At 44.1% G+C, this 18,555-nt stretch carries 17 protein-coding genes and 2 tRNA genes; 4 read left to right on the forward strand and 15 right to left on the reverse strand.

What is annotated here, in order from left to right; all coding sequences use genetic code 11:
- Positions 1-28: 28 nt before the first annotated feature.
- The 7 genes from ACKTT1_RS05520 to ACKTT1_RS05550 form a co-directional block, all read right to left on the reverse strand.
- Positions 29-958: an ABC transporter permease gene (locus ACKTT1_RS05520; protein WP_412710477.1), complete on the reverse strand. Its 930-nt coding sequence runs from the start codon at positions 956-958 to the stop codon at positions 29-31.
- A 2-nt stretch (positions 959-960) separates the two neighbouring features.
- Positions 961-2,049, reverse strand: coding sequence for an ABC transporter permease (locus ACKTT1_RS05525; RefSeq protein WP_412710478.1), 1,089 nt, complete (start codon positions 2,047-2,049; stop codon positions 961-963).
- Positions 2,046-3,614, reverse strand: a complete 1,569-nt coding sequence (locus ACKTT1_RS05530) for an ABC transporter ATP-binding protein (protein WP_412710479.1) — start codon at positions 3,612-3,614, stop codon at positions 2,046-2,048. Before ACKTT1_RS05530 ends, ACKTT1_RS05525 begins: the two co-directional genes overlap by 4 nt.
- Positions 3,615-3,750: 136 nt before the next feature.
- Positions 3,751-4,710: a substrate-binding domain-containing protein gene (locus tag ACKTT1_RS05535; protein WP_412710480.1), complete on the reverse strand. Its 960-nt coding sequence runs from the start codon at positions 4,708-4,710 to the stop codon at positions 3,751-3,753.
- A gap of 93 nt (positions 4,711-4,803) precedes the next feature.
- A complete protein-coding gene (locus ACKTT1_RS05540) occupies positions 4,804-5,790 on the reverse strand; it encodes an ABC transporter permease (protein WP_412710481.1) in 987 nt (328 codons plus the stop codon).
- Positions 5,774-7,288, reverse strand: a complete 1,515-nt coding sequence (locus ACKTT1_RS05545; RefSeq protein ID WP_412710482.1) for a sugar ABC transporter ATP-binding protein — start codon at positions 7,286-7,288, stop codon at positions 5,774-5,776. The genes ACKTT1_RS05540 and ACKTT1_RS05545 overlap by 17 nt, the downstream gene beginning before the upstream one ends.
- Before the next feature lies 1 nt (position 7,289).
- Positions 7,290-8,495 carry a hypothetical protein gene (locus tag ACKTT1_RS05550; protein ID WP_412710483.1) on the reverse strand — a complete coding sequence of 402 codons (1,206 nt, stop codon included), beginning with the start codon at positions 8,493-8,495 and terminating at the stop codon, positions 7,290-7,292.
- A 158-nt stretch (positions 8,496-8,653) separates the two neighbouring features.
- Here ACKTT1_RS05550 and ACKTT1_RS05555 point away from each other — a divergent pair, with 158 nt between their 5' ends.
- Positions 8,654-9,664 carry a LacI family DNA-binding transcriptional regulator gene (locus tag ACKTT1_RS05555; protein ID WP_412710484.1) on the forward strand — a complete coding sequence of 337 codons (1,011 nt, stop codon included), beginning with the start codon at positions 8,654-8,656 and terminating at the stop codon, positions 9,662-9,664.
- Positions 9,665-9,761: 97 nt separating this feature from the next.
- Here the strand turns inward: ACKTT1_RS05555 and hcp are convergent, their stop codons facing one another.
- Positions 9,762-11,411 carry a hydroxylamine reductase gene (gene hcp / locus ACKTT1_RS05560; protein ID WP_412710485.1) on the reverse strand — a complete coding sequence of 550 codons (1,650 nt, stop codon included), beginning with the start codon at positions 11,409-11,411 and terminating at the stop codon, positions 9,762-9,764.
- A 6-nt stretch (positions 11,412-11,417) separates the two neighbouring features.
- Positions 11,418-11,837, reverse strand: a complete 420-nt coding sequence (locus ACKTT1_RS05565; protein ID WP_412710486.1) for an RrF2 family transcriptional regulator — start codon at positions 11,835-11,837, stop codon at positions 11,418-11,420.
- A 134-nt stretch (positions 11,838-11,971) separates the two neighbouring features.
- Between ACKTT1_RS05565 and ACKTT1_RS05570 the strand changes: the two genes are divergently transcribed.
- Positions 11,972-12,058 (forward strand) — tRNA-Leu (locus ACKTT1_RS05570).
- Positions 12,059-12,264: 206 nt separating this feature from the next.
- Positions 12,265-12,990: a hypothetical protein gene (locus ACKTT1_RS05575; RefSeq protein ID WP_412710487.1), complete on the forward strand. Its 726-nt coding sequence runs from the start codon at positions 12,265-12,267 to the stop codon at positions 12,988-12,990.
- A gap of 125 nt (positions 12,991-13,115) precedes the next feature.
- Here ACKTT1_RS05575 and ACKTT1_RS05580 read toward each other — a convergent pair whose 3' ends face one another.
- On the reverse strand, positions 13,116-14,087 hold the full coding sequence (locus ACKTT1_RS05580) for a class II fructose-bisphosphate aldolase (protein WP_369019395.1): 972 nt from the start codon (positions 14,085-14,087) through the stop codon (positions 13,116-13,118).
- A gap of 202 nt (positions 14,088-14,289) precedes the next feature.
- Here ACKTT1_RS05580 and ACKTT1_RS05585 point away from each other — a divergent pair.
- Positions 14,290-14,364: transfer RNA gene (locus ACKTT1_RS05585), tRNA-Val, on the forward strand.
- Positions 14,365-14,367: 3 nt separating this feature from the next.
- Here the strand turns inward: ACKTT1_RS05585 and ACKTT1_RS05590 are convergent.
- Genes ACKTT1_RS05590 through thrS form a run of 5 tightly spaced genes read right to left on the reverse strand, consistent with a single transcriptional unit; the run spans position 14,368 to position 18,544 of the window.
- The gene (locus ACKTT1_RS05590) at positions 14,368-14,565 is read right to left on the reverse strand and encodes a hypothetical protein (RefSeq protein ID WP_369019240.1); all 198 of its coding nucleotides are present in this window, start codon (positions 14,563-14,565) and stop codon (positions 14,368-14,370) included.
- A 16-nt stretch (positions 14,566-14,581) separates the two neighbouring features.
- Positions 14,582-14,986 carry a hypothetical protein gene (locus ACKTT1_RS05595; protein WP_369019239.1) on the reverse strand — a complete coding sequence of 135 codons (405 nt, stop codon included), beginning with the start codon at positions 14,984-14,986 and terminating at the stop codon, positions 14,582-14,584.
- Positions 14,987-15,031: 45 nt separating this feature from the next.
- Positions 15,032-15,844 (reverse strand): 50S ribosomal protein L11 methyltransferase, encoded by an 813-nt coding sequence (locus ACKTT1_RS05600; RefSeq protein ID WP_412710488.1) that lies wholly within the window; start codon positions 15,842-15,844, stop codon positions 15,032-15,034.
- Positions 15,841-16,716 (reverse strand): class I SAM-dependent methyltransferase, encoded by an 876-nt coding sequence (locus ACKTT1_RS05605; RefSeq protein ID WP_412710489.1) that lies wholly within the window; start codon positions 16,714-16,716, stop codon positions 15,841-15,843. The genes ACKTT1_RS05600 and ACKTT1_RS05605 overlap by 4 nt, the downstream gene beginning before the upstream one ends.
- A gap of 1 nt (position 16,717) precedes the next feature.
- On the reverse strand, positions 16,718-18,544 hold the full coding sequence (gene thrS / locus ACKTT1_RS05610; RefSeq protein WP_412710490.1) for a threonine--tRNA ligase: 1,827 nt from the start codon (positions 18,542-18,544) through the stop codon (positions 16,718-16,720).
- Between the last annotated feature and the right edge of the window lie 11 nt (positions 18,545-18,555).

Here is an 18,555-nt window from a genome sequence, read left to right on the forward strand (position 1 = left end):
CTAAAATTATTATGAGAAACAGTGTCCTTTATGACTCGCCTCGCTTGTAGGGTTTGCCAAGCGAGGCGGGAGCACCGATTTTCTTGTGTAAAGCCAATCTGGAAAACAAGAGAAGAGCAATGATTGGAAAAAGATACGGCAAGGAGTTCAGAAGCTCAGCTGCTACCCAGGGCTGAAGTCTGAACGATAGGTGGTACAAAGCTCCGAACAGATATCCTCCAATCATGCCATAAAGTGGATTCCAGAAAGCAAAAATGGTTAGAGCTACTGCCAACCATCCCATACCAGCAGTCATTCCGTATGCCCAGGAAGGTCTGTATACGATGGATAAATAAGCACCAGCGAGACCTGCCATAACGCCTCCTATAAACACGCAGATATAACGTACTTTCCACACATTGACTCCCATTACGTCTGCTGCGGCAGGATTTTCGCCGACAGACCTTACTGAGTTACCCCATTTGGTGTGGAAAAGCAGAAACCAGAGGATGACTGATAGTGCTATGGCAAGATGAACGATGACACTTTGCCCTTCAAACAGTATTTTCCCCAGCAAAGGAATTCTATTCAGGTAGGGAATATGCACCCTGGCCAGACTATCTTGTAGAGTTTTTCCTTCGAAATGTCTTCCTAAGACACCGGTTAACCCGAGTCCAAACATAGTTAAGGCCAGCCCCGAGACTACCTGATTCGCTCTCAGGGTAACGCTCAAAAAGGCATGTATTAGTGAGGCACCACCACCCACAAGCATTCCCACCACTATACCGAACCAGGGATTGGCGGATAAGTAGGTGGTTACAAAAGCTGCAAATGCACCCAGAATCATCATTCCTTCCACTCCAAGATTGAGGACACCAGAGCGCTCTGCATAGATTTCACCCAGAGTAGCGATGACCAGGGGCGTTCCGTAAAGCAATGAGCGTACCAAAACACTTTCTATCCAGGAGAGTGTATCCAAGGTTACGTTCCTACCTCCCCGTTTTTGGTTAGTTTTAATCCATATCGCATAAATCTTTCTCCAGCAATGAGGAAGAAAATAATCAGTCCGTTAAAAACGTGTACCATTTGAAATGGTATTCCTAATGAAACTTTGAGAGCATCGCCGCCAGACATTAACGCTCCAAAGAGAAAAGCAGAAAGCGGTACTGCCAGGGGGTTGGCCCTGGCTAACCAGGCTACGATTATGGCAGTATAACCGTAGCCAAGAGAAATGTGGGAAGGATGGCGCAGGAGGTGGTGGATACCACTAACCTCTCCCGCTCCAGCTACGCCACTGAGGCCTCCCGAAAGGAACATCACCCACAAAGTGACCATTTCCTGTTTGATACCCACCAGCTTAGCAGTTTGAGGATTTTGGCCACTTACCCGAAGACGAAAACCGAAGGTTGTATAACGGAGTATGATGTAGCAAGCAAGAGCTACCAGAAAGCCCAGTGCCAGGGTCAAAATGGGAATGCGTGTACCACTTATAGTGTTCAGCCAGGCCTCTTTGGGAAACATATCAGTGTAGGCAAACCCTCTCGCGCTTTTTCCTTTCCAAGGTCCGTGAATAAGATAGAGTACAATGTTGGAAGCCACATAATTGAGCATCAGAGTTACTATAGTTTCATTGACTGAAAATTTGGCTTTGAAGTAACCAGGGAGTAAGGCCCACAGTCCTCCGGCAAGGAAACCCAGAAGGAACATTGCAGGAATTATCAATGTGGGAGGTAAACCAGAAAAAAGAGCTATCCAAGTAGCAGCGCATGCTCCAAGAAGAATTTGACCTTCTGCCCCGATGTTCCAGGTTGAAGCTTGAAAGGCTAATGTTAACCCTGAACCAACTATTAAAAGAGGTATGGTTCTGGTTAAAGTTTCCGAGAGAGCGTACCAACTCCCAAAGGCTCCTTTGAACAGCGTTTGATAGCCTTTTAGAGGGTGGATTCCGTAAGCGGCGAAGATTAAGCTAACCACTCCTAAGGCAGCAATCAGGGCTAAAGCTGATATACCAACAACACTGGTTGGCACGGGTTGTAGATGTTCTACCAGGGTTAACTTCTTTGTTTTCAACGTGTTTCCCCCTTTACTCCACCCATCCAGAGGCCTATTTGAGCCAAATCTTCTTCGCTCCATCCCTGTTGAGGTCTTTCTTTCTTGCCGATTATTTTTCCCCGAAAGAATACCAGAATGGTATCTGCGAGCAACATTACTTCGTCAAGGTCGCTTGAAACAAGCAAAACACCCGAGCCCCTCGAAGAGTTCTCAAGAAGCAGCTGGTGAATGAAAGTAGTTCCAGCGATATCCAGCCCTACAGTTGGTTGAGCTGCTATGATTAAGCGGGGATGACGGGAAAGCTCTCTGGCCAGTACTACACGTTGTTTATTACCTCCCGAAAGCAATCCTACCGGTAGTTCAATGTTTTGAGGATTGATAGCATATTCCTTAACAAGCCGCGCGGCTTTTTCCTTTACCTTTTTCCAGTTTATCCAGGGACCTTTTGCGAAGGGACTACGATGAAAGCTTCGTAAAACCAAATTCTCACTAATATTCATCTGTTCTACAAGGGCTAACCTTCGGTCTTCGGGTATATAAGCTATTCCTTCTTGTAAGAGGTCTGCAGGTTGTATTTTTGTAAATTCTTTTCCGTTCACTATTATTTTACCCTTTTTAGGATATCTTAGGCCAGAGAGTATTTCTACCAGCTCTTTCTGGCCATTGCCGGATATCCCAGCTATACCAACGATTTCTCTGGCTCGTACGTGAAAAGACACTCCTTGTAGGGCAAGTATGTTTCTGTCCCCAGTTGCCCACAGGTCTGATACTTCAAGCACGGTTTCTCCAAAATCCGATACCTGAGGCTTTTTAGCGGTCAACTCAATACTTTTACCTACTACAAGCTCTGCAAGTTCTCGTAAGGTTACTTTGGTGGGTTCGAAAGAGCCAACCACCTTTCCCTTGCGAAGCACAGTTATAGTATCCGCAATTTCCACGGCTTCTTCGAGTTTGTGGGTTATGAATATACAGGTTTTCCCTTCTTTTTTCATTGAGTGTAACGTTGAGAAAAGCCCCTCAATTTCTCTGGGGGTCAGTACTGAAGTAGGTTCATCAAGAATAAGGATTTTGGCACCTCGATAAAGAGCCTTAAGAATTTCTACTCGCTGTTGTTCGCCAAGAGAAAGTTGCCAGATTCTTGCTTGAGGGTCTACAGGGAGACGGAAGGCATTTGACATGTTTTTTATTTCTTCTTCGAGCTTCTTGTTGGGAAGCGTAAAAGGAGTATTCTTCAGACCTAAGACGATGTTTTCAAGTACAGTGTGAGTTTCAACCAGTTTAAAGTGCTGGTGAACCATACCTATTCCAAGTTCGATGGCTCGCCTGGGTGAGGTGATGTGCACTTCTTTGCCCCGAAGTAAAATGCTGCCCTCATCGGGTTGATACAACCCGTAAAGGATGTTCATAAGGGTTGATTTGCCCGCTCCGTTTTCTCCAAGAATGACATGGATGCTACCCTGTTTAACGCCAAAAGTGATATGGTCGTTTGCTAAGTTGTTGGGTGGAAAGCGCTTAGTTATTCCCCTGAATTCAAGGACAAAGTTATTGGTGTGTTCTAAACTTGTTTTTATAACCATAGTCATAATTTTATCAGTATTTGGTGATTTTGAAAGTGCAGGATTTACTAAATGGATAGGATTTATCACCAATTAAAAAGAGGGGGCAGTACTGCCCCTCTTTTTAATTGGTGACCCATAAAGGTCAATGCTTCGCTCAGATTTAGAAACTCTTTTCAGCTTGATCGAGGTTGTCTTTAGTTATAACCGCTGGTTCGATAAGCATGACTTTTTGAGCTGGCTCTTCACCTTTTCTCAAAAAGTTAACCAATATTTCAAAAGCCGTTGATGCCTGTTTGCCTGGGAATTGCTCAATGGTTGCATCGAGGATACCTTCTTCAATAAGCTTCAAAGCCTCAGGTAAAGCATCGAAGCCTACAGTTATGGTTTCTTTTACATCGACTTTGCCACTTGCATCCATGGCCTGAATGGCACCCAAAATCATTTCATCATTGGCGCCAAACACTGCATCAATCTGAGGAGTACTCATTATGAAGTCCTCCATTACCTTCATACCATCATCACGCCGGAAATTAGCAGTCTGGCTTTTTACAGTTATCTGGGGATACTGGTCAATTATTTCGTGAAAACCTGCGCTCCGGTCAATGGCGGGACCTGCTCCTGGGGTACCAGTAAGCTCAATTACTACACCTTTTGGCTCCCCATACTTTTCCTTTAATTTTTCCACTATAAATTGAGCTGCCTTGCGACCACCTTCCGTATTGTCGGCACCGACATGGCAGAGAATCTCAACTGGAGCACCTTCCTTAATTCTTCTATCCACAGTGACAACCGGTATATTAGCTTTGTTTAGGGCTTCGATAGCAGGAATGACTGCTTCGACTTCGATGGGTACCAGGAGTACCCCATTTACACCTCGAATAATCATGTCTTCAATTATAGAAATTTGCTTGGAAACTTCGTTTTGAGCTTCCAAAGATATTACTTCAATATCACCGAGTTGCTGTGCTTTTTGTTTAACAGCATCTTCTAAGAAAGCAAACCAGGCGAAAGAAAGGCTTGGGAAAGACAACCCGATAGTTAGTTTTTGAGCGACTGCCACTCCTCCAAAAAGTACCGCCACTATTACCATTAAAAGAACCATTCTGGTTAACCATTTCATGAATCATCGACCTCCTTTTGGATATGAGAAAGTTTTCTTTTTGACCCAAATTTTGATGTCAGGGCTATCCTTATTCAGTGCACCTCCTTTCTTTTAAGTTGTTCTGAAGCGTCTTTTGAGCTTGTCAAGCAGGACGGCAAGGATTATGATAAAGCCTTTAACTATCATCTGCCAATAAGGTTGCACTCCAAGCAGGTTGAGCCCATTGGATATTACACCTATAAGTAATGCACCGACCAGGGTACCGTAGACACCTCCTTCACCACCCATAAGGCTGGTGCCACCAATTATAACTGAAGCAATGACATCCAACTCATATCCCTGCCCTGCCACCAGTTCTCCAGAATTAAGCCGGGAAGTAAGAATAAGAGCGCTTAATCCAGAAAGAAAGCCCAGAATAGTAAATGCTGATATTTTATATCGTTCAACCATGATGCCTGAAAGCAGTGCAGCTTCCTCATTACCGCCAATGGCGTAAATATAGCGTCCAAACACTGTTCTTTTTAATACTATACCGGCTATTATGACTATGGAGATGAAAATAATTACTGGAAAGGGAATAGGACCTACCATGCCAGCTCCTATGAAGCGAAAGGCCTGACTCATACCAGCAATGGGTTTTCCCTGGGCCACAAGGAGAGTTGCTCCCCGAAAGATGCTCATCGAACCAAGAGTCACGATGAATGGGTGCAACCCACCTTTGGTGGATATAAAACCGTTCATAAAGCCTATTCCGCCACCAATGAGTAGGGGAATGACGATACTGAGGAAGAGACTACCTCCCCATTTTACTTGAAAAGCCGCAGCGATAATTCCACAAAAAGCAACAATGGAACCGACTGAAAGGTCAATACCAGCCAAAAGGATTACAAAAGTCATTCCTACTGCAATAACCCCAATAATGGACACCTGACGGATTACGTTCAGCATGTTCAGGGGGTGGAAAAAAATGGGGTTTAATGCACCGAAAATAACACAAACTACTATAAAGGCAAGAAGTATTCCCGCCTTATCCCAGAATATGAAAAACCGTTCGACAAAACTCTTTTGGGTTTCTTGTTCATCACTGATTAACTGCATTTTTTGCATTACCCCCCACCGCTAAGCTCAGGATAGCTTCCTGTGTGGCTTCTTCTCGATTAAGTTCACCAACAATTCTTCCTTCGCGCATTACCAGGATTCGGTCGCTCATTCCAAGGATTTCGGGTAATTCAGAAGAAACCATGATGATGCCCACCTTTTTTTCGATGAGTTTGTTCATGAGGTGATAGATTTCAACCTTGGCTCCCACATCGATGCCCCGAGTTGGCTCATCGAAGAGATAGATATCGCAATTGCGAGCAAACCACTTTCCAAGCACTACTTTTTGTTGATTACCTCCCGAGAGAAACATTACCTTCTGGTAAAGCGAAGGAGTTTTTATATTCATCTGTTTAACCATTTCTTCTCCTATTTCAAGCAGCCGCTGATCATCAACGAAACCTCGTTTCGAGACTTGTGGTAGAACAGGGAGACCTATGTTGTCAAGCACTGATAGAAGAAGCACTAAACCCTGAGTTTTGCGTTCTTCCGGGAGCAAAGCTATTCCAAGATTGATAGCTTCAACAGGTGAGCTGATCTGGACCCTTTCTCCTCTTATATAAATTTCTCCTTTATCAATTGGGTCCACACCGTAGATTGCTCTGAGTAGCTCGGTTCTTCCTGAGCCAACCATTCCGGCAATACCAAGGATCTCTCCCCTTCTTAAAGAAAAAGAAATGTTTTCCAGAACACCGTGACGGGTAAGCCCTTCTACTCTCAAAACTTCTTCTCCAGGAGCGTGGGGGATGCGTGGAAATTTATTAGTTATGTTTCTTCCAACCATCATTCGGATTATATCTTCCATGCTAATTTCTTCAAGGTTTCTGGTTGCAATGTGTTTTCCGTCTCGCAAGACAGTTACTCGGTCACAAATTTTAAAAATTTCTTCCAGACGGTGTGAAATGTAAATGATGGTTACTCCCTTTTCTTTTAAGAAACGAATTATCCGAAAAAGGGTTTCTATTTCTTTTTGAGCCAGCGTTGCCGTAGGTTCGTCCATGATTAAAATTCTGGCATTTAAAGATAATGCTTTTGCTATTTCCACAACCTGTTTCTTAGCAACACCAAGGTCTCGAACTTTTGCATCCACATCAATATCAACATCTAAGAAATCGAGCAGTTTCTTGGCTTCCTGGCGCATTCTGGTCCAGTCCACGAGACCACGAGGGGTGAGAAAGTGATGACCCATGAAAATGTTTTCGGCAACGGTAAGGGCGGGGATCAAATTGAACTCCTGATAAATGGCAGCAATACCTCTGGCAAGAGCTTCGTGGGGGGTATGAAAATCTACAGGTTTTCCTTCGTAATAAATCTCTCCAGAAGTGCGACGGTGAACGCCGGTCACTATTTTAATGAGCGTAGATTTACCTGCTCCGTTTTCCCCCACCAGGGCATGCACTTCGCCCTGTTTTACATCAAAACTTACTTCGTCAAGAGCCAGAACTCCCGGAAAACGCTTACTAACTTTTTCAAAACGAAGGATTACATTTTCGGACAAATTAGGCCTCCGGACCAAAATGCTTGAGCATTACCAGATTTTCCTTGTCACTTAAGTTGGTTATGGTTATTCCTTCCCGAGCCGCTTCGTAAGTGACAAACAGTTCGTCTTTGGTCATTTGCCCGAAACGGATTAACTGAGGTGACTCAATTTCAAGAGCGCCAAAACGGCCATGTCCCTCAATTACAATAACTCCGTAAGGTCCGTTTTCTTTAATAGTTACTGAACTCCCTGGAAATACAGTGAGCTCTTTCGCAGCAAAGAAATCGCTGTTATAAACTACCCAGTTTTCTTCATACCCTTCAGCATGCATTTCTTCAATTGCTTTTACTGGTTTGGGAGGAAGAAAGTGATCTTCAAAAAAGTTGGGATTTAGGTTCGCTTCCCAATCGAGCAGGTCTACTATGTAGTCCAGGTCGTTTTTGTGTTCTTCAGGAACGTCTTTTACCAGAAGATCCCAGGAGAGATAATTGTCCCATACAATGTTTTGAAACATGGCGAACACATCTGAAGCTCTTTGGGGTTCATAGGTTAAAAGCGAACCAGGAGCATGAAGTATTCCAGGAGGTACATTCCAGCCAGTACCTATCTTAAGTTTATAGGCCCTGGAATAATAGAGAATGCCGTTATCTCCTTTATCCCAGTTCTTCAAGCAATTTATTATATCTTCACGCTTAGTGCCTGGATTGAGACCGAAAAAGGTATAAGGGAAGTAGCCGCCATGATTATTTAACTGCTTTGGAAAGTAATAACCCTCTGGTTTGCCAAGCTGGCCCACTTTTGAAGCCTTTTCATCGTCAAGATGCACATGATGGGGAAGAGGGTTCATGTTATCGAAGAATTTGGCAAACATAGTCCATCCACCATATTTTTGCATTATTCGCTCACCAAGAATGTCCTTCCCCATAAGCTCAATTGCGTCTTTAAGAAGTACTTTGCGCACTTTATTGCCATCTTCAAAATAAATGTAACTTAATCCTTCGTCAGGGAGGGTTTCTGGACCATTGTCAGCTTTTACTGTAGAAGCAAACCATCGCTCATCGATACCTCCACGATGAGCTCCGAAAGCATAGTAGTCATCAGGGTGAAGCTTGAGTCTTTTTCCTGGAATACAGAAGGCACGAGGTACCCAGGTCGGAAAAAGGCGAAACACCCCTTTGCCCTGTTCAAGGGCGTTTTCAATAATGCTTTTCGCATTGTTATTCATGCTGGTATCCCCTTTCTTTAATTGGCTACAGGAAAATTGCTTGTTAACGTTTTCTTTAATGTAACACAAAGCAAAAATGCGTGTCAACCCATCAAAAGAATTGAAAATTATTCCGTGAATTGTTACGATATTTAAAAAAGCAGGGACAACGTTTTCAAATGCCTTCCATTAAAGACGTTGCCAAATTGGCAGGGGTTTCTATTGCTACTGTATCCAGGGTTATAAATAACTCGGGAAAGGTTAGTCCAGAAAGGCGTTCCCGAGTTATAGAGGCTATTGAAAAACTAAATTATCAACCTAATCTTCTGGCTCGGGGCTTGCGCCAACAGAAGACTCGGCTTGTAGGATGTTTGGTGCCAGATGTGGAGAATCTCGTTTTCGCCAGGTTGGCTAAGTACCTTGAAGAATTTCTTTCTGCCCATGGCTATAGCGTCATTCTCTGTAATACCAACAATGACAAAAACAAAGAAAAAAACTATCTCTCGGTGTTGATTCAGAGAAAGGTAGATGGCATTATCTTTTCCAGGGTTTCTGATGAAAGTATCCTCTTTATGTCTTCTTACTTCAAGCAGGTTCCTTATGTTGTCCTGGATAGGACCCTGGAGATAGAATTTGCACCGACGGTAAAACTCGATAACTTTCTGGGAGGCTTCCTTGCTGCTCAGCATCTTGTCGAAATGGGGCATCGCCATCTTGCTTGCATAACTGGTCCTTTAAAGATAAGGTTGTGCAGAGAAAGACTTGAGGGTTTCCGTGAGGGTCTTAAAGTAGCGGGTATTGATCTCCATAGTGAATACATTTTTGAAAGTGATTTTAAGATTAACGGTGGCAAAGAAGCTGCTCTCAAGATGCTTGCAACTGGCGGCGGTTTGCCCACCGCAGTCTTTGCACATAACGACATGATGGCATTTGGAGCCATGCAGGCTTTTCGTGATAAGGGGTTGGATATTCCCAAAGATATCTCAGTGGTTGGCTTTGACAATATACCCATCTGTGAGGTAGTTTCTCCTCCTCTTACCACAGTAGCGCAACCTTTTGAGGAAATGGCTCGTTTGGGAGTGGAATTACTTGACAGCTTAATCAAAGGTGAAGAAGTTACCCAAAAGATAATGCTTGTTAAACCCTATCTGGTGATCCGCGCTTCGACTGCTCCACCTCGAGTTGTCTAAAAAGTTGGACTTGTCTTCTTCTTTGCTGACTACTATTGATTCCACAGGAGACAGGTTTCCGTTTGAGTTCTGTCTCCTGTGGATGCTGGTCAACGGATCATCCGAGTATTGCTTTCAAATCTTCTTCGGGCGTAGTTGTTGGAAGAAGATTAAACTGCTCCTTTAAAACGTTGTATACTGCCGGTTTTACAAATGCAGGCATGCTGGGTCCAAGTCGAATATTTTTTATGCCCAGATGTAGAAGGGTTAAGAGTATGGCAACCGCTTTTTGTTCATACCACGACAAAATAAGAGAAAGAGGTAGTTCATTTACTCCTACCCCGAAAGCTTCTGAAAGAGCCAAGGCAATCTGGATGGCAGAATAAGCGTCATTACACTGTCCCACATCAAGCAAGCGGGGAATGCCTTCTATGGTACCGAAATCAAGCTTATTAAAGCGGTATTTTCCACAAGCCAAAGTGAGGATTACGCAATCCTGGGGGACCATCTGAGCGAACTGGGTATAGTAATTGCGCCCTGGTTTCGCTCCATCGCATCCACCTATGAGGAAGAAGTGCTTTATTTTGCCCTGTTTGACCGCTTCAATAACTTTGGGGGCAACGCTTAAAACCGCATTTCTGGCAAAACCTACGGTGATAGACTTTTCAGGTTCGTCCTGTTCAAACCCTGGTAGAGAAAGCGCTTTTTCAATAACCGGGCTGAAGTCGCGGTCGCTAATATGCACCACACCGGGCCAGCCTACAGGACCACAGGTAAAGATTCGGTCTTTGTAGCTTTCCCTTGGTTTCTGAATACAGTTGGTGGTCATGAGAATAGCTCCCGGAAAGGCATCAAATTCTCTTTGCTGATTCTGCCAAGCACTTCCATAATTGCCTACAAGATGGGGATATTTCTTTAAGCCAGGGTAGCCGTGGGCTGGTAGCATTTCGCCATGGGTATAGATGTTTATGCCCTTACCCTGAGTTTGTTGCAATAGTGCTTCAAGGTCAACCAGGTCATGACCTGAGACCACTATGGCTTTACCAGCTTTGGGAGTGATGCGCACTGGTGTAGGTTGAGGGTGGCCAAAGCGTTCAACGTGCCCATTGTCTAAAAGTTCCATAGCCTTCAAGTTCCATTTACCTACTTCTAAAGCTTTGGAAAGCAGTTCTTCCAGAGAATAGTTGTTACGAGTTAAGAAATCCAAGGTTTCATAGAAAAAGTCGTACAACTTTTGGTCCTCTTTGCCAAGAATCCGGGCGTGATGGGCGTATGCTGCGATACCTTTGAGGCCATACAGAACACAGTGTTTAGCCCCAGCAATTTCTTCACCAAGGCTTTCTATGTCTTTCTCGAGACTGAATGCTTCTCCTCTCCGTACCATTTCGGAAGTGTCCCAATTTTCTTGAACTACGAACCTAGCTGGTCCCTCTAAATTTTCCGGAGCAAGACCCTGTTTTCTGCAGGATTCTTCATAAAGTGCCTGTGCTCGTTCTTTTATTTTGTTCGCTTTTTTGATTCTCTCTGCAAGTTGTTGAGGATCAAAATCAACGTTGGTGAGGGTTGCAAAGAGTGCTTCCAAAGCAAAGTGGTCGATTTCTCTGTCCTGCAAACCATTTCTCCTTGCTCTCGTCATATACTGCCCTATTCCTTCCAGCAAGTACACCAGTAAATCCTGCAAAGATGCCACTTCTGGGTCCTTGCCGCATACACCGAATGCGGTACATCCTGTACCCTGTGCTGTTTGTTCACATTGATAACAGAACAATTTCGCTCACCTCCCATTATTTTTGAACTTAAAATTGGCGAGAGAATAGGATGCGAAAAATTCGCCAAACATTCTTCCTATCTCGCCAACCAAATTTCCCATTATACATTTTTTGAATGGACAGTCTTGCTTATTAAGAAGACAAGCATTAGGACTAAATTTGCCTTCTATGGCTTCGTATATTTCGAGAAGATTGATTCTTTGGGGTTCTTTAGCAAGTGTTATGCCTCCCTTCGGTCCTCGCTTCGATTTGACGAGACCCGCTTTATGAAGTCTTTGAAGCACTTTTGCCAGGTGATTTCTGGATACCCCTATTTGTGAAGCGAGAACACTGACTTGCTGGGGCTCTGGATGCGCTTGCGCAATTTTTACCATGCTGTGCAAAGCTATTGCAGTTGCCTCTTGCATCTTGAAGGGATGTGCCATGTCCTTTTCACCTCTTTTAGGTATTTTAATACTTAAATACTTGAATTGCAAGAGCGTTGGAAAAGATTTTGGATTGCTCACTGGAGCGAGACGTCTTGACAAAGCTTTGTTCCATGATATATTTATGAGTGCGTGCCGAAGTGGCGGAAATGGCAGACGCGCTGGAATCAGGATCCAGTGGGTGAAAACCCGTGGGGGTTCAACTCCCCCCTTCGGCACCAGTCTGTGGTCTCCTCACGAAGTTGAGCTTTCCGGATTTTTCCTCAATGGTTATTCACTTTGGTTTCCTTTGCTGGAGTTTTTGAGTCAAGTGGGAATTTCCAAAATGTTTATTAGTTTTCATGGTTTTTGAACTCCAGTCGAGTTTTTGGTGCTTACTCTTTGGTGTATAATTTTCAAAAAACGCTGGGTTTTCTGTGGAGGGCGTATGAAAAAAACTTTGTTTCCTGTGGTCATGGTTTTATGTTTGGTGTTTTTATCTGGTTGCAGGTGGTTTGCTGACAACCCGATGTTTCCCACCGCCAAGCTACGTATCGAGATAGAAATTCTTGACGAAAGCGGCTCTTCAATTTCCACAGGTTCGGTGGGCATTATTTCGAGAACCAGCATAGAATCTCAGAGTGCTACGAGTTCCAGTTTTATCCAAAGTTCCGGTCAGGAAACAACCACGAGTACACAGGAAGGGACCACGGAAGAATCAAGTGAATCCCAGAGTGCTACGTACACTGATACCTCCTCAGTTACTCAGGAGGTATCAGTCATTTTTGCTCGTTCGGTTCAATTTACCTTTTATCCCCTTAATAAGGTGGGTGCAGAAATCACCAGATGCCGTATATATTATTACGATGCGCAGGGTAACCACATTCCTTCTCTGGAGCGTTATTTCTTTGTTTATATCCTGGTTCCTCCCTTGGAGGATGAAGGCTCAGAAGGGGTATCATGGACTGTCGAGATTTTTTCAAACGAGGTGCAGAACTATTTTTCTTCGCATGGCATAACTGCAGGTCAGGCCCTGCTTGTATTTGAAGGTGAAGACAGTGCTGGACATGCAGTTTCTTACCGTACTTCGGTGAACATTTCGGCGGCTATGCCTGATACTGAGGTTGCGGTTCCTGAAGTCAGTAGTTCTTCCAGCTGTCAAAGCTGCCAGTAAAGCAAAACTTGAATTTCTGAAAAAGACAGGCAACTCGTTTTTTGTCTCAGGTTTTTTTAAGAAGTACTACAAAGGGTTTTTCACATCAAAAAGGCCTGGCGACACCAGCCAGGCCTTTTTGATGATTAAGCCTTACCAGCGCTACCCAGCAATTCGCATTTTCTTATGTACATCTTCTTGAGTTCTTCTCTGGCTGCTCCAAGGTATTTTCGAGGGTCAAACTCGGCAGGGTTTTCAGCAAGATATTTGCGAACCATGGCTGTGAAAACCAGGCGCCCGTCAGAATCAATGTTGATTTTGCAAACAGCCGACTGGGCTGCTCTTTTAATTTGGTCTTCAGGAACACCTACTGCGTTTTCGAGTTTTCCGCCGTATTTGTTTATGATTTCCACATACTCCTGGAGCACGGACGAGGCTCCATGGAGAACAATGGGGAAGCCAGGGAGTCGTCTTTCTATTTCTTCAAGGATATCAAAACGCAACTCGGGAAGTGGTTCACCTGGTTTAAGTTTGAACTTATAGGCCCCATGGGAGGTACCTATGGAAATCGCCAGGCTGTCTACACCAGTTCTGGAGACAAAATCTTCAACTTCTTCAGGCTTGGTATAGTGACTTTCCTCTGAGGAGACGTGTTCTTCAATTCCAGCCAGCACACCGAGTTCCCCTTCGACTGTAACGTCATGAGCATGAGCATATTCAACTACCTTTTTGGTAAGTGCTACGTTTTCTTCGTAGGGGAGATGAGAGCCGTCGATCATAACATTGGAGAAACCGTTATCTACACAGGCTTTACAGAGCTCGAAGGAGTCCCCATGATCCAGATTAAGCGCGATGGGAATATTGCTACCCAATTCGCGGGCCATCTGGACTGCTCCCGGTACCATATAGCGCAGAAGAGTTTGGTTGGCGTATTTGCGAGCGCCCTTGGAAATCTGCAGTATAACTGGGGAGTTACACTCCACGCAGGCCATGATTATAGCCTGGAGCTGTTCCATGTTGTTGAAGTTATAAGCAGGAACAGCGTATTTTCCTTCCATGGCCTTTCGGAACATCTCGCGAGTGTTAACCAGACCGAGCTCACTGAAATGCACTGCCATATCACATATCCCCTTTTCTATCAAGATTTCCCCCTTTTTGCAGGGAGATAGCTGTTTGCAACACAACGTTTTATTTTACCATTTTGTTGCGGAAAGTCTACTTTTCGATAGCAAGGATTAGAACCAATAGCTATGTGTTTTTGAGTGGTATTTGGTTGACACAGGTTGGGGAGTTGCATATAATGCTTATAGACACTCAAGTGCGCGGTTAACTCAGCGGTAGAGTGCCATCCTCACACGGTGGAAGTCGCTGGTTCGAATCCAGCACCGCGCACCATTTTTATTGACATTGCTGTTTCTTTTCTGCTTTTTCAATTTCTCGGTCTATGGCAACCCGCATAGCTTTAAGCAATTCTATTCGAGCTTGAGAAAGGTGCTTTTTTACTTCGTCATCGACCAGGGGTCCGAAAAACTTTTCGATAGGTCCAAAAAGTAATTCTTCAAAAAGCTCCTTACTTTTTCCGGAACGCTCTTCCATCTTTTACCCTCCCTTCTTAAAGATGACGTTTCACAAGTTCTTCTGCCTCTTTCTGTCCTTTAATGGCCTCAAAATCAACTACAAAGGCACCTCGCGATTCCATATGCCCCATCAGGCGGCGTAAGGCCTTGTCGGTACCAAAGAGTGCAGATTTCACATAAGCGACTGATTTTTTCCCTTCCATCCCGTTGGCTCCCTGCAGAAACTTAACAACTTCTTGAGAGATTTTCCCCCCAAAGAAACTGGTTATCGTTGCTCCCACCATAACTAAGTCGAAAGGCCTAAAGCTTATGGGCGAAGAAAGATTCTCAACTTCTATTGCTTTTACCGTATGGCCGGATTTTTCAAAAAGCGCTATCATGTATTTAGTGATATTTACCAGGCCTTGGTCTTTAGTAGAGTACACAAAAGCAATTCTCAAAGCACAGACCACCTCACTGTTTTGGGACTTCAATATTATTATAACTTACTTCCTACTCTTAGAAAAAACCATGGTTACCCAGTTGTTTTGAACGGCGCGGTCTGTTTCTTGAAACCCTAAAAGGTTAAGCTTGTAGCACACTTTCTGTATGTCTTTCCTTTCAAACCCTGAGACTATAAGCAATCCCCCAGGAACAAGTTTTTCCTCAAAAAGAGGTGCATTTTCAATGATAAAGTTGGGACCTATATTTACCACCAGGAGGTCAAACTTGCCCCTCACATCGGCAATGCTGCCGAGCTTAAAATCAATTTTTTGGGGATGAATATTGTTTAAGGCGCAGTTTCTTTGTAATTCTTTCTGGGTCAGGGGGTCTATATCTAAAGCGACTATCCTGGAGGCTCCTATTTTGGAAGCAAATATGGAGAGTATTCCTGACCCCGTTCCCACATCGAGGAGAGTATTCCCTTTTTTACAGTATTTCTTGAGCATTCTAATACACCACAAAGTGGTGGGGTGATGACCGGTGCCAAAAGCGAGTCCGGGGTAGATAACCAAATCTATAACAGCCCCGGTTGGCCCTATCCAAGGAGGACGAATAGTAATGTTTTTCTCAACCCAAACTACTGGGAATTTCTTTTTCCAATAGTTTTTCCAATCACTTTCCGGTTCTTCAGTTTCTTCAAGATGCTTTACAAGGTTTGTTGGTAAGTCGTCCAGAGTTTTTTGTTCTTCAAGGTAAACAATTATTTTCTCTCCATTTTCCCACAAACCACCTATCGCCTTTCCTTGAAAGAAAAGGTACAGGAGCTCGCGAGATACATCATCCTTCGGTATGATAACGAGTTTGCGCCACTTCACTGCTTTCTCCCCTGCTTGCGGTGTGCTACGATTAAGATTCCGGAAGCTGACCTGGCACCTATGCCCAAGACTTCAATTTGGGAATCGTACTCTAAGGAGATTTTTAAGAACTCGCGGTATAGGTTTGCATCCTTAGACAATTTACGGAGTGTTTTCGGGGACAACATGCGGGCTAAAGTACCTGTGGCCACCAAGCGCTCAATTGCGAAACCATTGGTCTCTACCATGCTAATTACTTCCTGAGGCAAAAACCCGTGCAGGGGAGGAAAAATGAAATAGGACAGAAAGGGCATTTTCCCTTCCAGGGAGTTTAAAAATGGCGGATGATCCCAATTGCCGGTTTTCAGAAATTTCATGCTGATTTCCAAGGATTTATGAAAGCGGAGCTCTGTTTCTATGAATACCGGAAGTTGGCCCAAACGATTGACCACTGAAATGATGAGCATTTTTTTGCTCACTCTGGCCAGTTCTTTCAGAGCCTTTTCGTGTTGTGGATAGGCATAGGATACAGGTGCATCCAGAGAGATTACCAGGTCAAACTTTCCGTCCTCAAAAAAAGAGAGGTCCCTGATATCACCTTCTATAAAACGGATGTTGCTAATGCCCTTCTTCCGAGCTTCATCCTGAGCATCCTTGAGCATTCGCTTTGAGATATCCAGGTGGTAAACTTCACAACCCCTTTCAGCAAGGAGTAACGAGTACCTTCCATATCCTCCGCCTGCATCCAGAACAGTCATACCTTCTTGTAAAACTCTTTCTATCTCAAGCCATACTAAATCGGTATGGATCTTTTTTTCTAAGTTCCTGTCCCTTCGCTTCTCTTTGGCGACGTGGTGGTTCCAAAAATTTTTGTGAAGCTCGGTTTCTCTCATGTCACTCCACTGATTTTTTATTGATTTCTTCCTGAATATTTGCGATGAATTTTTCCAGAGTTAAACTCCCAATATCTCCCTCTTTTCTTTTCCGCACACTCACTTTTTCTTCCTGTTCCTCTTTGTCGCCCACAATCAAAATATAAGGAATTTTGCTATTTTGCGCTTTCCTTATTTTGGCCCCCAGCGTTGCATTTTCGTCGTCCAGCTCAGTTCTTATTTCCCTCTCCAGTAAAGTCGCTTTGACTTTCTGGGCGTAGGGAAGATGTCGTTCAGCTATTGGTAATATCATAACCTGCACAGGTGCCAGCCAGAGTGGGAAAGCTCCTGCAAAATGCTCAATGAGTATTCCCAGAAAACGCTCTATGCTCCCCAAAACGGTACGATGAAGCATTACAGGTCTGTGCCGGGCTCCATCTTTTCCTATGTAAGAGAGGTCAAACTTTTCAGGCATTGAAAAGTCGAGCTGGATGGTACCGCATTGCCAGCGGCGTCCCAGACTATCACGCAAATGGAAGTCAATTTTAGGCCCGTAAAAAGCGCCTTCTCCTTCGTTGACGCGGTAAGGAAGATTGAGTTCTTTAAGGGCCTCTTCCAGGGAGGAAGTGGCCAGTTCCCACATTTCGTCAGAACCCATTGCTTTTTCAGGACGGGTGCTCAGTTCTACTTCGTAGTCAAAGTTAAAAAGTCGATAGAAGAAGTCGGCGAGTCTTATCACTCCTATGATTTCGTCTTTAACCTGGTGGGGCTCCATATAAATGTGTGCATCATCTTGGGTAAAGCAGCGGACGCGCATAAGGCCGTGCAAAACTCCAGATAGTTCGTGTCTGTGCACCAGACCAAGTTCTGCAATACGAAGAGGGAGTTCTTTGTAACTGCGTAAGCGGGTCTGGTAGACAAGAATGCCTCCAGGGCAGTTCATAGGTTTTATAGCAAATTCCCGGTTTTCAATCTGAGTAAAATACATATTTTCCCGATAATGTTCCCAGTGTCCAGAGCGCTCCCAGAGCTTTCTATCCAACATGATAGGAGTTCTAATTTCCTGGTAGCCTCGCTTCAGGTGCTCTTTACGCCAGAAATCTATCAAAGTATTTATGATAATCATGCCTTTGGGATGAAAGAACGGAAAACCTGGGCCTTCTTCGTGAAGGCTGAAAAGATCCAGTTCTTTTCCCAAGCGCCTATGGTCTCTTTTTCGAGCTTCTTCCAGGCGCTCTAAATATGCTTGCAGCTCTTCCTTGCTCTCGAAAGAAATCCCATAGATTCGCTGGAGCATAGGGTTCTCGGCTTTTCCTTTCCAGTAGGCTCCTGCAACGCTCAAAAGCGCAAATGCCTTTATAAAACCTGTGGAAGGCACGTGAGGCCCTCGACAGAGGTCTACAAATTCTCCATTTTGATATATGCTCACTCGTTGTTCAGGTATCTCTTCAAGGATTTCTAATTTGTATTTTTCTCCTCGCTTTTCAAAAATATCTCTTGCTTCTTTTTTGCTCACCTCTTTACGTACAAAGGGCAAATTTTCTTTAATGATTTTTTTCATTTCTTTTTCTATAGCTTTAAGCGCTGTTTCCTCAATTCCTCCCGGGATGTCGAAATCATAATAGAAACCTTCTTCAATTGCTGGTCCAACACCCAACTTGGCTTCCGGGTACAATCTTTTTACCGCCTGAGCCATAATGTGGGCAGTGCTGTGCCAATAGATTTTTTTACCTTCCGGATCATCAAAGTAGATGTACCGCTCCACCGCGTCGTTTCCCTTAGTAAGGTTCAGGTCTATAATTTCCCCTTCTTTTGAAATAGCTGCTATCGCACGTTTTTCCTTGCTCATTGGCTTCCTCC

This window comes from Atrimonas thermophila (assembly GCF_045864955.1).
Lineage (GTDB): Bacteria > Atribacterota > Atribacteria > Atribacterales > Thermatribacteraceae > Thermatribacter > Thermatribacter velox.

What these genes read in the sequence shown, in the direction of transcription:
- ACKTT1_RS05535 (WP_412710480.1), bottom strand. Translation starts at nt 4,710, where the DNA reads ATGAAATGGTTAACCAGAATGGTTCTTTTAATGGTAATAGTGGCGGTA.
- ACKTT1_RS05590 (WP_369019240.1), bottom strand. Translation starts at nt 14,565, where the DNA reads ATGGAAGAGCGTTCCGGAAAAAGTAAGGAGCTTTTTGAAGAATTACTT.
- thrS (WP_412710490.1), bottom strand. Translation starts at nt 18,544, where the DNA reads ATGAGCAAGGAAAAACGTGCGATAGCAGCTATTTCAAAAGAAGGGGAA.
- ACKTT1_RS05555 (WP_412710484.1), top strand. Translation starts at nt 8,654, where the DNA reads ATGCCTTCCATTAAAGACGTTGCCAAATTGGCAGGGGTTTCTATTGCT.
- ACKTT1_RS05565 (WP_412710486.1), bottom strand. Translation starts at nt 11,837, where the DNA reads ATGGCACATCCCTTCAAGATGCAAGAGGCAACTGCAATAGCTTTGCAC.
- ACKTT1_RS05605 (WP_412710489.1), bottom strand. Translation starts at nt 16,716, where the DNA reads ATGAGAGAAACCGAGCTTCACAAAAATTTTTGGAACCACCACGTCGCC.
- ACKTT1_RS05550 (WP_412710483.1), bottom strand. Translation starts at nt 8,495, where the DNA reads ATGAATAACAATGCGAAAAGCATTATTGAAAACGCCCTTGAACAGGGC.
- ACKTT1_RS05575 (WP_412710487.1), top strand. Translation starts at nt 12,265, where the DNA reads ATGAAAAAAACTTTGTTTCCTGTGGTCATGGTTTTATGTTTGGTGTTT.
- ACKTT1_RS05540 (WP_412710481.1), bottom strand. Translation starts at nt 5,790, where the DNA reads ATGCAGTTAATCAGTGATGAACAAGAAACCCAAAAGAGTTTTGTCGAA.
- ACKTT1_RS05580 (WP_369019395.1), bottom strand. Translation starts at nt 14,087, where the DNA reads ATGGCAGTGCATTTCAGTGAGCTCGGTCTGGTTAACACTCGCGAGATG.
- ACKTT1_RS05530 (WP_412710479.1), bottom strand. Translation starts at nt 3,614, where the DNA reads ATGACTATGGTTATAAAAACAAGTTTAGAACACACCAATAACTTTGTC.